General features: G+C 67.4%; 12 protein-coding genes. 7 read left to right on the top strand and 5 right to left on the bottom strand.

The annotated features are described in order from the left end of the window. Window positions 1-72 precede the first annotated feature (72 nt). Window positions 73-921, bottom strand: coding sequence for an aldo/keto reductase (locus AC1D1G_RS32095; protein ID WP_477955230.1), 849 nt, complete (start codon window positions 919-921; stop codon window positions 73-75). A 137-nt stretch (window positions 922-1,058) separates the two neighbouring features. On the opposite strand from AC1D1G_RS32095, the gene AC1D1G_RS32090 reads away from it, so the two are divergent. Both AC1D1G_RS32090 and AC1D1G_RS32085 read left to right on the top strand, forming a co-directional pair. Next, window positions 1,059-1,652: a class I SAM-dependent methyltransferase gene (locus AC1D1G_RS32090; protein ID WP_005260540.1), complete on the top strand. Its 594-nt coding sequence runs from the start codon at window positions 1,059-1,061 to the stop codon at window positions 1,650-1,652. A 15-nt stretch (window positions 1,653-1,667) separates the two neighbouring features. Next, a complete protein-coding gene (locus AC1D1G_RS32085) occupies window positions 1,668-3,308 on the top strand; it encodes an ABC-F family ATP-binding cassette domain-containing protein (RefSeq protein ID WP_477955227.1) in 1,641 nt (546 codons plus the stop codon). Here the strand turns inward: AC1D1G_RS32085 and fdxA are convergent, their stop codons facing one another. Then, on the bottom strand, window positions 3,309-3,635 hold the full coding sequence (gene fdxA, locus AC1D1G_RS32080; protein ID WP_005244047.1) for a ferredoxin: 327 nt from the start codon (window positions 3,633-3,635) through the stop codon (window positions 3,309-3,311). Window positions 3,636-3,813: 178 nt separating this feature from the next. Here fdxA and AC1D1G_RS32075 point away from each other — a divergent pair, with 178 nt between their 5' ends. The 5 genes from AC1D1G_RS32075 to AC1D1G_RS32055 all read left to right on the top strand — a co-directional run bounded on the left by AC1D1G_RS32075 (window position 3,814) and on the right by AC1D1G_RS32055 (window position 10,036). Beyond that, window positions 3,814-4,116, top strand: a complete 303-nt coding sequence (locus tag AC1D1G_RS32075; RefSeq protein WP_280778572.1) for a helix-turn-helix transcriptional regulator — start codon at window positions 3,814-3,816, stop codon at window positions 4,114-4,116. Continuing rightward, on the top strand, window positions 4,109-4,648 hold the full coding sequence (locus tag AC1D1G_RS32070; RefSeq protein WP_283330764.1) for a hypothetical protein: 540 nt from the start codon (window positions 4,109-4,111) through the stop codon (window positions 4,646-4,648). The genes AC1D1G_RS32075 and AC1D1G_RS32070 overlap by 8 nt, the downstream gene beginning before the upstream one ends. A 31-nt stretch (window positions 4,649-4,679) precedes the next feature. Then, window positions 4,680-5,576: an ABC transporter ATP-binding protein gene (locus AC1D1G_RS32065; protein ID WP_283330763.1), complete on the top strand. Its 897-nt coding sequence runs from the start codon at window positions 4,680-4,682 to the stop codon at window positions 5,574-5,576. Beyond that, window positions 5,573-6,766, top strand: a complete 1,194-nt coding sequence (locus AC1D1G_RS32060) for an ABC transporter permease (RefSeq protein WP_283330762.1) — start codon at window positions 5,573-5,575, stop codon at window positions 6,764-6,766. The genes AC1D1G_RS32065 and AC1D1G_RS32060 overlap by 4 nt, the downstream gene beginning before the upstream one ends. Before the next feature lie 90 nt (window positions 6,767-6,856). After that, window positions 6,857-10,036: a multicopper oxidase family protein gene (locus AC1D1G_RS32055; protein WP_477955225.1), complete on the top strand. Its 3,180-nt coding sequence runs from the start codon at window positions 6,857-6,859 to the stop codon at window positions 10,034-10,036. 10 nt (window positions 10,037-10,046) lie between these two features. Here AC1D1G_RS32055 and AC1D1G_RS32050 read toward each other — a convergent pair whose 3' ends face one another. The 3 genes from AC1D1G_RS32050 to AC1D1G_RS32040 all read right to left on the bottom strand — a co-directional run. Further along, window positions 10,047-10,514: an SRPBCC family protein gene (locus AC1D1G_RS32050; RefSeq protein WP_477955223.1), complete on the bottom strand. Its 468-nt coding sequence runs from the start codon at window positions 10,512-10,514 to the stop codon at window positions 10,047-10,049. Window positions 10,515-10,535: 21 nt separating this feature from the next. Continuing rightward, a complete protein-coding gene (locus AC1D1G_RS32045) occupies window positions 10,536-11,519 on the bottom strand; it encodes an antibiotic biosynthesis monooxygenase (RefSeq protein WP_280778577.1) in 984 nt (327 codons plus the stop codon). 17 nt (window positions 11,520-11,536) lie between these two features. Next, the coding region (locus AC1D1G_RS32040) for a xanthine dehydrogenase family protein molybdopterin-binding subunit (protein WP_477955222.1) at window positions 11,537-12,511 on the bottom strand (975 nt) is incomplete at its 5' end.

Raw genomic sequence — 12,511 nt, 5'->3', positions numbered from 1 at the left:
CTAGGCCCTCCGGGCCCGTGCGCCTTTTTGGTAGCTGCAGCAACCAGAAAGGCGCACGGGCGGCGGAGCCGCCTACGAGCCCAGCGTGTCCGGGTCGGGGCCGATGCGCCCGTCGGCCCGGGTCAGGGACCCGACCGTGTTGATCTCGTCGGGGGTCAGCTCGAAGTCGAAGACGTTGAAGTTGGCGGCGATGCGCTCCGGCGTCACCGACTTGGGGATGACCACGTTGCCGATCTGCAGGTGCCAGCGAATGATCACCTGTGCGGTCGTCTTACCGTGCGCTGCAGCGATCTTCGCGATGGACTCGTCCTCGAGGACGGTGCCCTGCCCGAGCGGGCTCCATGCCTCGGTCGCGATGCCCTTTCCGGTGTGGAAGGCGCGCAGGTCGGCCTGGTTGAACCGCGGGTGCAGCTCGACCTGGTTGATTGCGGGCACCTCGCCCGTCTCGGCGATCAGCCGGTCGAGGGTCTCGGGGGTGAAGTTGGAGACACCGATCGACCGCGCACGCCCGTCGGCCTTGATCTTCTGGAAGGCCTTGAACGTGTCCACGTAGCGGTCCGCGGACGGCACCGGCCAGTGGATGAGGTAGAGGTCGACGTAGTCGAGCCCGAGGCGGTTCAGGCTGGCGTCGAACGCGCGGAGCGTGGAGTCGTACCCCTGGTCCTCGTTCCACAGCTTGGTCGTGACGAACAGCTCGTCGCGGGCAATTCCGGAGTCCGCGAGCGCGCGGCCCACTCCGGTTTCGTTCTCGTAGATCTTGGCGGTGTCGATGCTGCGGTACCCGGCCTTCAGCGCCTCGGTGACCGCGGCGTGGCTCTCGTCGTCCGGCACCTGCCACACGCCGAAGCCGAGGGCAGGAATGCTGTTCCCGTCGTTGAGCGTGACCGTAGGTACAGGACTCTGTGCATTGTTGAAACCCATGAGATTGTCCAACCGGGGACCCGGACCAGATGTTCCCGCGTCTCAGGATGTGGACTTTCGCGTGTCGTTTCGGTGCGACCGGGTAATCCGACGGCATCGGCGTTCAGGTGGTGACGCGCCCGGTGGAAGGGGCGGACATGGGCCTCGGATACACATTGGCCTATCGGTTCAAGATCACGCCCTGGGTGAAAGCGGGCCGCGTGTTCGGAAGCCAGATCGAGACGTTGCTCGATCCCTTCGACGCCCCACCGGGAGAGGTCCTCGACATCGGATGCGGCACCGGTGACCATGCCATCGAGATGGCCCGGCGGGGGTGGCAGGTGACGGGGATCGACACCGTCCAGCTGGCCCTCGACAAGGCACGGTCCAAGGCGCGGAAGGCGGGCGTCGACGTGCGTTTCATGCACGCGGACGCCACCGACCTCGAGCACGCCGTCGGTCGCGGGTACCACCTGATCCTGGATGTGGGGTGCTACCACGGGCTCAGCGACCACGACCGGGTCGCGTACGCCGAGAACGTCACGACCGTGAGCGAACCGCACGCCACCCTGCTGATGTTCGCGTTCGGGCCGGGGCATCGCGGCCCGCTGCCGCGCGGGGTCTCCCGCTCCGACGTGGAGCGGACGTTCGAGAAGTGGAAACTCGTGTCGGACGTCGACGCGGACACGACCGGCATGCCGGGACCGCTCAAGAAGGCCGACCCCCGCTGGTTCCGCCTCGTCAAGCGCTGAGTGGATAATCGCCAGGTGACTGCAACACTGCGCATCAGCGGACTGTCGGCTTCGCGCGGTGAGCGCACCCTCTTCTCCGGCCTCGATCTGACCGTCGCCCCGGGCGACGTGACCGGACTCGTGGGGGCGAACGGTGCCGGCAAGTCGACGCTGTTGACTGCGCTCGCGGGGGTCGGCTCGGCGGACGTCGAGGGCAGTATCGTGCTGAGCCCGCCCGACGCGGCCGTCGGCTACCTCGCCCAGGAACCCGACCGGATCTCCGGCGAGACGGTGCTCGACTTCCTCGGTCGCAGGACCGGCGTCACCGAGGCCGAGCACACCATGAATGCGGCCGCGGAAACGCTCGGCGAGTCGGATGAGGATCTCTACTCCCCCGCCCTGGAACGCTGGCTGGCGCTGGGCGGCGCCGATCTCGCCGAGCGCGCGGAGAAGGTCGTGAGCGAACTCGGGCTGGGGGTGCCGCTCGACGCGCACATGACGTCGCTGTCCGGTGGGCAGGCCGCGCGCGCCGGATTGGCGTCGCTGCTGCTGTCCCGGTACGACGTGCTGCTGCTCGACGAGCCGACCAACGACCTCGACCTCGTGGGGCTCGAGCAGCTCGAGCGTTTCGTCGCCGAGAGCCGGGCTGCGATGGTGGTGGTGAGTCACGATCGAGAATTCCTGGCGCGCACCGTGACCGGCATCGTGGAACTCGACCTGGTACAGCAGCAGATCGCGGTCTACGACGGCAGCTACGACTCGTACCTCGCCGAACGGGAGATCGCGCGCAGGCATGCGCGGGAGGCGTACGAGGAGTACGCGGGGACCCGTTCGGACCTCGAGGACCGCGCGCAGATGCAGCGGAACTGGATGGAGCACGGCGTCCGGAACGCGCGGCGTAAGGCGAAGGACAACGACAAGATCGGCAAGGGCCTGCGCACCGAGTCCACCGAGAAGCAGGCCGCGAAGGCCCGGCAGACGCAACGCCGGATCGAGCGGCTCGAGGTGGTCGAGGAGCCGCGCAAGGAGTGGGAGCTGCGGATGGAGATCGCGGCAGCCCCACGCAGCGGATCGGTCGTGGCGACGGCGAACGGTGCCACCGTCGCATGGGGCGGGGACCGCGAATTCTCGTTCGGTCCGGTCACCACTCAGGTGGACTGGGGTGACCGGATCCTCATCACCGGCGCCAACGGGTCCGGCAAGACGACCCTGCTGAAGGTGCTGCTCGGCAAGATCGCCCTGGACGCGGGCACCGCGTCACTCGGTTCGGGTGTGGCGATCGGCGAGATCGATCAGGCCCGCGGCCTGTTCGAGGGCGGCGAGAAGGTGGCCGACGCGTTCGCGGCGCAGGTCCCGGACTGGCCGGACGCCGACGTGCGGACACTGCTCGCGAAGTTCGGGCTCAAGGGACACCACGTGCTGCGGCCGGCGGCGTCGCTGTCACCGGGCGAACGCACCCGCGCCGCCCTGGCCCTGCTGCAGGCGCGGGGCGTCAACCTGCTGGTGCTCGACGAGCCCACCAACCACCTGGACCTCCCCGCGATCGAACAGCTCGAGCAGGCCATGGAGAACTTCGACGGCACGCTGCTGCTCGTCACCCACGACCGGCGGATGCTGGATTCGACTCGCAGCACGCGCCGGTGGCGGATGGACGGCGGCCGGCTGTCCGAGGAGTAGTCAGTCGCCTTCGGCCATCGGCGGCAACGCCTTGACGAACGGCGGGTCGTAGTCGACCTTGCCCAGCTTCGCCGCGCCTCCGGGGGAACCGAGGTCGTCGAAGAAGTCGGCGTTCGCCTTGGTGTACTCCACCCACTGGTCCGGGACGTCGTCCTCGTAGAAGATCGCCTCGACGGGGCAGACCGGCTCACAGGCGCCGCAATCGACGCATTCGTCGGGGTGGATGTAGAGCATCCGACCGCCCTCGTAAATGCAGTCGACAGGACATTCTTCGATGCATGCCTTGTCCAGAACGTCGACACAAGGCTCTGCGATGGTGTAGGTCACGTCAGTAATCCTGTCCTTTCCTGCCGTCCCGCGCGAATCGCCTCCACTCTGCCACTCAATTTCCCGAGGTCAACTTGTCGGCGTGCGGCCGGCGGCGAGGGGGGTGGACGGTGGTCTGCGACACCCACTCCGTTGTATCCCATTGACAAACTGTTGGGTTTTCACAACACTTTGTTGCATGAGCCCAGTACGGCGGGGGGACGCCCTCCCCATCTACAACCGCATCGGCGTCCTTCGCGCCGAACGCGGGATGAGCCGGGCTCAGCTGGCGGGACTCATCGACGTCAATCCCCAGACCGTCGGCGCGCTCGAACGGGGCGACCACTACCCCAGCCTCGACCTGGCGTTCCGTATCTCGTGGGTGTTCGAACTGCCCGTGGAGGCCATCTTCTCCCGCACCGAGTTCGGACCCCTGTCCACCGAGCTCTACCGCACCGACCGACCGCCGTCTACGACAGGAAACGGGGAGAGCCATGCCTGAGACCAATCTGATCGAGCGGTACCAGGGGTTCCGGACGCGCAGATTCCTCCAGAACGAACGCCGGTACCGGACGTGGCTACCGAGGTGGCGGACGCGCAGCCGCAGACGAATCCTGGTGATCGCTCTCGGGGTGACGTTCGTGTTCATGACCGCCGTCGGCATCGTGTGCCATTTCGACATGGTCGTCGGGCCGCTGCTGTGGTTGCCCGCGTGCCTGCTGTTCTTCCCGCTGTGGACGATGCTCCAGATCGTGTCCGGGCGGCAGGGCGACGCTCCGCGCGACGCTCTCGACGAGTGGGAGATCCAGCAGCGCAACAGTGCCCGGTCGATCGGACTCACGGTCACCCAGCTACTGACGCTCGTTCCCGCGCTCTACCTGATCTTCGTCGGCGCGCTGGACGGCGATCACGGCAACGTGCCGTACGCCGCGGGACTGCTCGTCGTCACCGCGCTGATGGTCGGGGGGTGCACGCCCGCCATGATCCTCGGCTGGACGCAACCCGATCCCGACCCCGACGACCTCGCTTCGTAGGAACACCCGCACTCGAGAACGGGAAGGACCCATGTCTCACACCCTCACGATCGACGGCATCTCCAAACGGTACGGCGAGGTCGTCGCACTCGACGACCTGTCCTTCGAAGTCCGCCCCGGTGAAATCTTCGGTTTCGTCGGCAGCAACGGTGCCGGCAAGACCACCACCATGCGCATCGCGCTGGGCGTCCTGTCCGCCGATTCCGGTGAGGTCCGGCTCGGCGGCAAGCCGGTGGACCTGGATGTGCGGCGCACCATCGGGTACATGCCGGAGGAACGCGGGCTGTACCCGAAGATGAAGGTGGGCAAGCAACTCGAATACCTCGCCGAGCTGCACGGCATTTCCCGCTCGGCGGCGCGGGAGGCGGTCGGCCGCTGGACCGAACGCCTCGGCATCGCGGACCGTGTCGGCGACACCGTCGACGCACTCTCGCTCGGCAATCAGCAACGCGTCCAGCTGGCCGCCGCGCTCGTCCACGATCCGGCGGTGCTGGTCCTCGACGAACCCTTCTCCGGGCTCGACCCCGTCGCGGTGGACGTCATGAGCGAGGTGCTGGTGGAGAAGGCGAACACCGGGGTGCCGGTGATTTTCTCGAGCCATCAGCTCGAACTCGTCCAGCGCCTGTGCCACCGCGTCGGCATCATCAGCCACGGCCGGATGCGTGCCGTCGGCACCGTCGACGAACTCCGCGGCGGCGGCAACGCCCAACTCGAAGTCCACGCTCCGGAGGCGCCGGTCGGCTGGGCCCATCACCTCGAGGGCGTCACCACGATCAGTCACCTCGACGGCCGGACCCTGCTGTCGCTCGACACTGACGTGGACGACCAGCTGATCCTGCACACCGCCCTGAAGACCGGGCCGGTGCACGAATTCTCGCTGCGCCGGCCGACCCTGACCGATCTGTTCCGAGAGGTGGTCACGGCATGAGTGCCCCACTGAGCCCCGCCCGCGCGATCGGCCTCGTGGCCCGCCGCGAATTCCTGACACAGGTGGCGAAGAAGAGCTTCGTCATCAGCAACGTGATCATCCTGCTGGCCATCGTGGGCGGCATCGTCGCGTACTCGCTGTTCTCGGGCGGCGACGACGAACGCGCCACCATCGGACTCGTCGGCGACCAGTCGCTCGCGCCCGCTCTCGTCGCCACCGGTGACGCGGTCGGGACGCCGGTCGACGTCGTCCCGACCACCGACGAACAGGCCGCGCGGGACGAGGTGGGGAACGGTGACCTCGACGTCGCCCTGATTCCCGGCACCAACGGATCCGTCACGGCCGTCACCGAATCCGAGATCGGCTCCGGGCTTCGCACCGTGATCGACGCGGCCGTGGTGCAGCAGGCTCAGTCCGGTGCGCTCGCCGCGCAGGGCGTGGATCCCGCGCAACTCGCCGAAGCGACCGGCCGGGCGGTGGTCACCGTCGACGCACTCGATCCGCCCGACCCGGAGAAGGGCCAGCGCGTGGCCCTCTCCATCGCCGTGGTCGTCCTGCTGTACATGCAGATCATGATGTTCGGCATGTACGTGGCGATGGGTGTGGTGGAGGAGAAGTCGAGCCGCGTCGTGGAACTGCTCCTGTCGACCCTCCGTCCGCTGCAGCTGCTCTGGGGCAAGGTGATCGGCATCGGCGCGGTGGGTCTCGTCCAGTTGACCGCCTACGGTGTGGCCGGTGTCGCGGCCGGGCTCGCGACGGGCGTGCTCACCGTGACGGGGACGGCGATCGGGGTGCTGGCCGGAACGCTCGGCTGGTTCGTGCTCGGATTCGCGTTCTTCGCGGTCCTCTACGCCGCGGCCGGGTCGATGGTGTCGCGGCAGGAGGACGTCAACGCCACCGCGTCACCGCTGATGGTGCTGATCGTCATCATGTTCTTCAGCGCCTTCTCCTCGGTGAGCAACCCGGACGGCACCCTCAGCAACGTCCTCAGCTGGATTCCGCCGTTCTCGGCGATCCTGATGCCGCTGCGCATCGCCGCCGGCGTGGCGTCCCCGGTCCAGGTGGTCGTCACGGTCGCTCTGATGCTCGCGGTGACCGCCGCACTCAGCGTGCTGGCCGCGAAGATCTACCAGCGCTCGATCCTGCGTATCGGCAAGGTCGTGTCGTGGAAGGAGGCGCTCGGCAGGTAGCGAATTCCCAGCGCACGGCCAAGTTCCCTGTGTAGTCTTCGAATCGTCGATCGATGCTGCTCAGCTGCCGTCGTGGAACGGGGAACACCCATGGTCGTCCGTCGCGGGAAGCCGATCGTCGTCATCGCCGTCACCGTGGTCGCGTCCATGACGTTGATGCTGACGGCCTGCACGTCCGACGAGCCGGCCACTGCGCGCGGTGGCAACGCCGGCCCCGACGGCACCCCGGTCGCTTACCAGGAGCCGGTGAAGCTGTCGAGCGAGAACGGGGTGCTCGAGGTTCGACTGTCGGCCCATCAGGGCACGGTCGACCTCGACACCGTCTCGGAACCGGTGTCGGGCTTCCTGGTCTTCGGATACGAGGTTCTGCAGGGCACGAGTTCGGACGGTTCGACCACGGGCGACGACGTCTACCCGGCACCGACGTTGCGCGTCGATCCGGGTGAGCGCCTGATCATCCACTACGACAACGATCTCCGGAACCTGACGATCGAGGACTTCTACGACCCCGCGTTCACGCCGGCGGGCGGGGAGGTCCCGATCTATCCCCCGGCCCTCGACTCGGCGCCGCTGAACCTGCACACCCACGGTCTTCACGTGAGCCCGGACGGCAACGCCGACAACGTGCTGCTCGACATCCCCGCCGGGATGGGCAACGTCTACGACTACGCGGTGCCGAAGGACATGCCGAACGGCCTGTACTGGTACCACAGTCACCGTCACACGATGACGGCGCAGCAGACGTATGCGGGGCTCGCGGGACTGCTCGAGATCGGCAGGCCCGACGGCAACCTTCCGCTGGTGACGCAGAACGACGTTCCCATCCGTGACATGGCGTTGCAGTACAACTTCGTCTTCGACCGTAAAGGCAACGGCCACCAGCTGAACGACCCGAACTGGCCACAGTTCGTGAGCACATTGAAGCCGCCGGAGGGGACTCAGCTCGCCGACGGAACGTACGAGCCGAGCCTGGCGCCCGTGAACTTCTCGGAAACTACGGAGGGCTCCCAGTACGTCACCAACTGGTATTCCGGGCCGCTGTCGCCGGCGAATCATCGCGGGCAGAACCAGTTCGTGCCGGGCAATCTCCAGAGCTTCAGCAGTGATTCGACGAACATTCCCGCCGACCCGTCGCTGCCGGACAACGAACGCGACGTGCAGTACACCGTCAACGGGCAGTTCCAGCCGGAGCTGAAACTGAAGCCGGGCCAGACGGAGATCTGGTCGCTGGCGAACATCAGCGATTTCGCCTACATGCCGCTCAGGCTCACCGAGACCGCGACGGGCAACCACCCGAAGTTCGCCGTCGTCGGCCAGGACGGAAACCCCTTCACCCAGGTGCAGTTGCCCGTCGGTGGTGACGGCACCCGGCTCGTCATCCCGCCGGGGTCGCGGTACGCGATCGCCGTGACGATGCCGGACACCGGCGATCTGGTGCTCGACATGCCACCGCTGGACGGGGCGAAACCCGTCACCAATCCCGGCGTGCTCTACACCAACAACGGCACCGACAATCCGCCGGCCGAGCTGGGCACGGTGACGGTCGACCCGTCGGTGATCAGTTACGCCGACGGCTTCTTCACCTTCCCCACCCAGACCCTCCTCCACGTCACACCCGACAGCGGTGAAGGCCGGACCACGCCGTTCGAGCCCGGTCAGAACCTCGACGCGTACACGTCGTTCGTGGACACGTCGGTGATGACACCGGACGTGAAGCGCACCCTCACGGTCTCGGGCGGATTCGGCAACGAGAAGGCCAGCAACAGCGACCCGAAGGCCTTCACCTACGAGTTCGACGACAACACGTTCCCGAACATCCCGCTGATCCAGCCGCGCCTCAATTCGGTCGAGGAATGGTTGATCACGAACCTCAACAACGACGAACATCCGATGCACATCCACGTCAACGACTTCCAGGTGATGGAGATCGTCGATCCGATCGCGGGCACCCGGACCGGGGTGCAACCGTGGGGTGAGGACAACGTGAACGTGCCGGCGCCCGTCACCGACGCGAACGAGAACCCGCTCGTGCCCGCATCGGTGACGCTGCGCACGAAATTCACCGAGTACACGGGCACTTTCGTGATCCACTGCCATCGCCTCAACCACGAGGACAACGGACTGATGGCCACCGTCAACGTCATCCCCGAGGTGTCGACGTACGCGGTGGCGGTGCCGGGTTCGGCGGGCACCCCCGCGACCGTGCAGGTCCACGACGGCAACGGCGACAAGGTGATCGCCGCGGTCGCACCGTTCCCGTCGTTCGAGGGCACCCCGACGGTGGCGATGGCCGACGTCAACGGCGACATGATCCTCGACCTCGTCGCCGGGACCGGTGCGGGTGTGTCGCCGGAGGTCGTCGCGTACGACGGCAACGATGTCGGCTCCGGCCCGTTCACCGCCGAGCTGACCCGGTTCGCCCCGTTCGACGACGGCTTCCGCGGGGGCGTGAACGTCGCGGGTGCGGACATCGACGGAAACGCACTGGCCGACAACATCATCACCGGAACCGGCCCCGGCACCGAATCGCAGGTGAAGGTGTTCTCGTCCACCCTGCCCACGGAGAAGGGCACGGCACCCGAGGTCTTCTCGAGCTTCACCCCCTACCCCGGGTCGCAGTCCGGGGTCACCGTCGCGACCGGCCTGGTCGACGCCGCCTCGGGCCGGGCCAGCATCGTCACCGCCCCAGGGCCGGGAGAAGCGCCTCGTGTGAAGACGTTCCGCTACGACCTGTTCGAGCCGACCGCCGCCGCGACTGCCGACGGCACCGCGGACGAGCACGCCGGCCACACCGACGGACCGCGGACGACGTCGGAGTTCCTGGCCTTCGACGAGAGCTACCTCGGCGGTGTCTCACTCTCGACGGGATGGGTGGCCGGTGCCGAAGGCGGAGCGAAGAGCATCGTCACCGGCATGCTGGGCGGCGACGGCACCGTTCGTGTGTGGTCGAGTGGGTCACGCCTCGACGGTGAACCGGCCATGTATCTCGAGAGCCCGAACCACCACTCCGGCGACGTCGTGTTCACTCAGATCGCGTCGTTCGCACCGTTCGCCGGCGGCCCTCCCGGCAGCGGGGTCCAGGTGGCCACCACCAGCACCACAAGCGGCGCCGACCTGCTCGTCAGCGGCCCCGGGCCGGGCGGCACCGAGGTGCGCAAGTTCGGACTGGGCCGCGCCGAACCCCAATCCACCACGCTGGTGCCGCTGCCGTTGGGCGCCCTCCCCGCGCTCCCCGCAGCGCAAGGGCCCGTGCCACTCGGCGGGCGGTAGGTGCAGTCGGTCAGCCGGCCCGCTTCTCGGCGGCGTCGGCGATGTCGTCGAGATCGCGCCGGATCGCCTTGGTGGTGGCCTTCAGCGCGAAGGAGCCGAACACTTTCATCATGAACTTCGACACTGCGCCGAGCCCAGTTGCTTCCGCTGAGAAGTGGAACGTCAGGGTGGTGCCGTCACCGGCAGGCTCCAAGGTGAACACCGTCGCGTAGTCCGCGCCGTGGGACGACGCCTTCACGACGGTGCGCTTCTCCGGGTCGATCTCCGTGACCCACATTTCCTCGGTCGACGACTTGCCGAACAGCACCCGGGTCTCGCGCCACCGCGTGCCGACTTCGTATTTCGTCGAGTCCAGCCTCTCGAGCTTCTCCACACCGCTCAGCACCGATTCCGCGTTGTCCAGATCGGTGACGACCGCCCAGACCGCGCCGACGGGCGCATCGATCGTTCGGCTCACGCGGATCTCCGAGGCTGACATGGGGCACCCATTTCTTTCTTCTCAGGGCAGGGTCCAGAATTGGCGGGTCATCAGGTAGAAGACGATGACCCAGAACACCATAACCCCGGCGACGATCGCGAGCCCTCGACGGTTCGTTGTCGCTTCCGGAACGTCCGGGGGTGGCCGCAGCCAGCGCCCCAGCACCCGGTTCACGTAGTACGGCATCGTCACGAAGCTCATGATGAAGCTGGACAGCAGGTTTCCGACGAGCAGACCGAGCCACAGCGGCATCTTCAGCGGCGACAACGCGAGGGTGAGAATCACGACGGTGGGATAGAGACCGACCCACACCGCGATCGACGTCTTGGTTTCGGACGGCGGCGGCGCCTCGTTGCCGTTTTCGTCGAACGCGAACCAGCTCCCGAAGGAGTTGTCGATGGTGCGCAATTCGAAGTCGTGGAACTTCTCCCCCTCGGCGAGAAGTTCCTGACGCTTCGCCGAGGTGAGCCACCTGTCGAGGTCGGCGGCGTTGTCGTAGCGGTACAGCGCGGTCCACTCGTCCTGGATTCCCTCGATGGGCCGGAAGAGTTCGCTGCCGCGGAAGCCGTCGAACTTGCTCTCTTCCAATCGCAGTCGATCCTGCCACGCGAGGAAATCGTCGACGTGCTCCGGGCCGACACGGTGCGTCACGACGACCGTCACGAGCGGATCCGACTCGCGTGCGCCCCCGCTGATGACCTGCTGGGTGGCGGGGCCGTCGAAGTACTGCTGCCCCTCGTCCAGCCGCTGCTGCCGGGTGGCGCTGTTGATCCAGGCCTGCACGTGGGCGACGGAGTCGAAGCGGTAGACCACGACCCAGTCGGGTTGCACGGCGGTGGGCGCGGAGATCTCGGCGCCCAGGAACCCGGGGTAGTGGGACGCGGCGGTGTTCATGTCCTGCTGCCAGGCCTCGAACGCCTCCTCGGCTCCGGCGCGCACCTTCTGGCCGATGATGACCGTCGCGGCGTTGCCGGTGGATTTCTCGGTGGGCTTCTCGGTGTCCATCGCCCTCTCCTCACGGCTCAGGTCGTCGGAACCGATCGGTTCTCGCCGATTCGGTGGTAGATCCGCTCGGGGGTGAGCGGCAACTCGCGAAAACGCACGCCCGTCGCGTTTTCCAGGGCGTTGGCCAGCGCGGGCGCCACCGGGTTGATGCAGCACTCCGCCATTCCCTTCGCACGCATCGGTCCGACGGAATCCGTCGAATCGACCAGCAGCACTTCGGTACGGGGAATGTCGGCGTAGGTGGGGATGCGGTAGTTGCGCAGGTTGGGGTTGATCATCACACCGTTGTCGTCGACGTGAAAGTTCTCGGTCAGCGCGAATCCGATGCCCTGGGCGACGCCGCCCTCGATCTGGCCGCGGACCTGCACCGGGTTGATGATTACCCCGGCGTCCGTGGCGTGGACGCTGTAGAGGATGCGGATCTCGCCCGTCACGCGGTGGACGGCGATGCGGAAACCGTGGGTGTTGGAGACGACGCTGCGCGGCGACCCGTACGCCTTGCGCGCCTCGGTGAACCGGATGCCGCGCCGGCGGGCGGCGTCGAGGAGTTCGGTCAGCGGCACGCGCGTGCCGTCGCAGAGCACCCCGTCGTCGTCCATCGAGCAGGACGCGACGTCGACCCCGGTGTGCGCGGCGGCGAACGCCAGGATGCGGTCGCGCAGGGCCTCCGACGCCCGCGACACGGCGTTGCCCGCGACGAAGAGGCCGGCGCTGGCGAACGCCCCCGTGTCGAAGCCCGTACGGTCGGTGTCGGACTGCACGAGACGCACCCGCGACGGGGTGGTGCCGAGGTGGGTGGCCGCGATCTGCACGTGTGCAGTCGACGTCCCCTCACCGAATTCGACGGTGCCGACGGCGAGTTCGTACACGCCGTCGTCGCCGAGCGTCGCCCACGCCTCGGAGATATGTTCGGTCGGGGGCGCCGTCTCGTGCAGCGAGCTCGCGGTGCCCTCGCCGACGAGCCAGTCGTCGCCCAGCACCTGCCACCTGCC

This window comes from Rhodococcus sp. P3_B8 (assembly GCF_056402775.1).
This window is presented reverse-complemented; position numbering and strand designations above follow the sequence as displayed.

What these genes read in the sequence shown, in the direction of transcription:
- AC1D1G_RS32095 (WP_477955230.1), bottom strand. Translation starts at nt 921, where the DNA reads ATGGGTTTCAACAATGCACAGAGTCCTGTACCTACGGTCACGCTCAAC.
- AC1D1G_RS32090 (WP_005260540.1), top strand. Translation starts at nt 1,059, where the DNA reads ATGGGCCTCGGATACACATTGGCCTATCGGTTCAAGATCACGCCCTGG.
- AC1D1G_RS32075 (WP_280778572.1), top strand. Translation starts at nt 3,814, where the DNA reads ATGAGCCCAGTACGGCGGGGGGACGCCCTCCCCATCTACAACCGCATC.
- AC1D1G_RS32070 (WP_283330764.1), top strand. Translation starts at nt 4,109, where the DNA reads ATGCCTGAGACCAATCTGATCGAGCGGTACCAGGGGTTCCGGACGCGC.
- AC1D1G_RS32065 (WP_283330763.1), top strand. Translation starts at nt 4,680, where the DNA reads ATGTCTCACACCCTCACGATCGACGGCATCTCCAAACGGTACGGCGAG.
- AC1D1G_RS32060 (WP_283330762.1), top strand. Translation starts at nt 5,573, where the DNA reads ATGAGTGCCCCACTGAGCCCCGCCCGCGCGATCGGCCTCGTGGCCCGC.
- AC1D1G_RS32055 (WP_477955225.1), top strand. Translation starts at nt 6,857, where the DNA reads ATGGTCGTCCGTCGCGGGAAGCCGATCGTCGTCATCGCCGTCACCGTG.
- AC1D1G_RS32050 (WP_477955223.1), bottom strand. Translation starts at nt 10,514, where the DNA reads ATGTCAGCCTCGGAGATCCGCGTGAGCCGAACGATCGATGCGCCCGTC.
- AC1D1G_RS32045 (WP_280778577.1), bottom strand. Translation starts at nt 11,519, where the DNA reads ATGGACACCGAGAAGCCCACCGAGAAATCCACCGGCAACGCCGCGACG.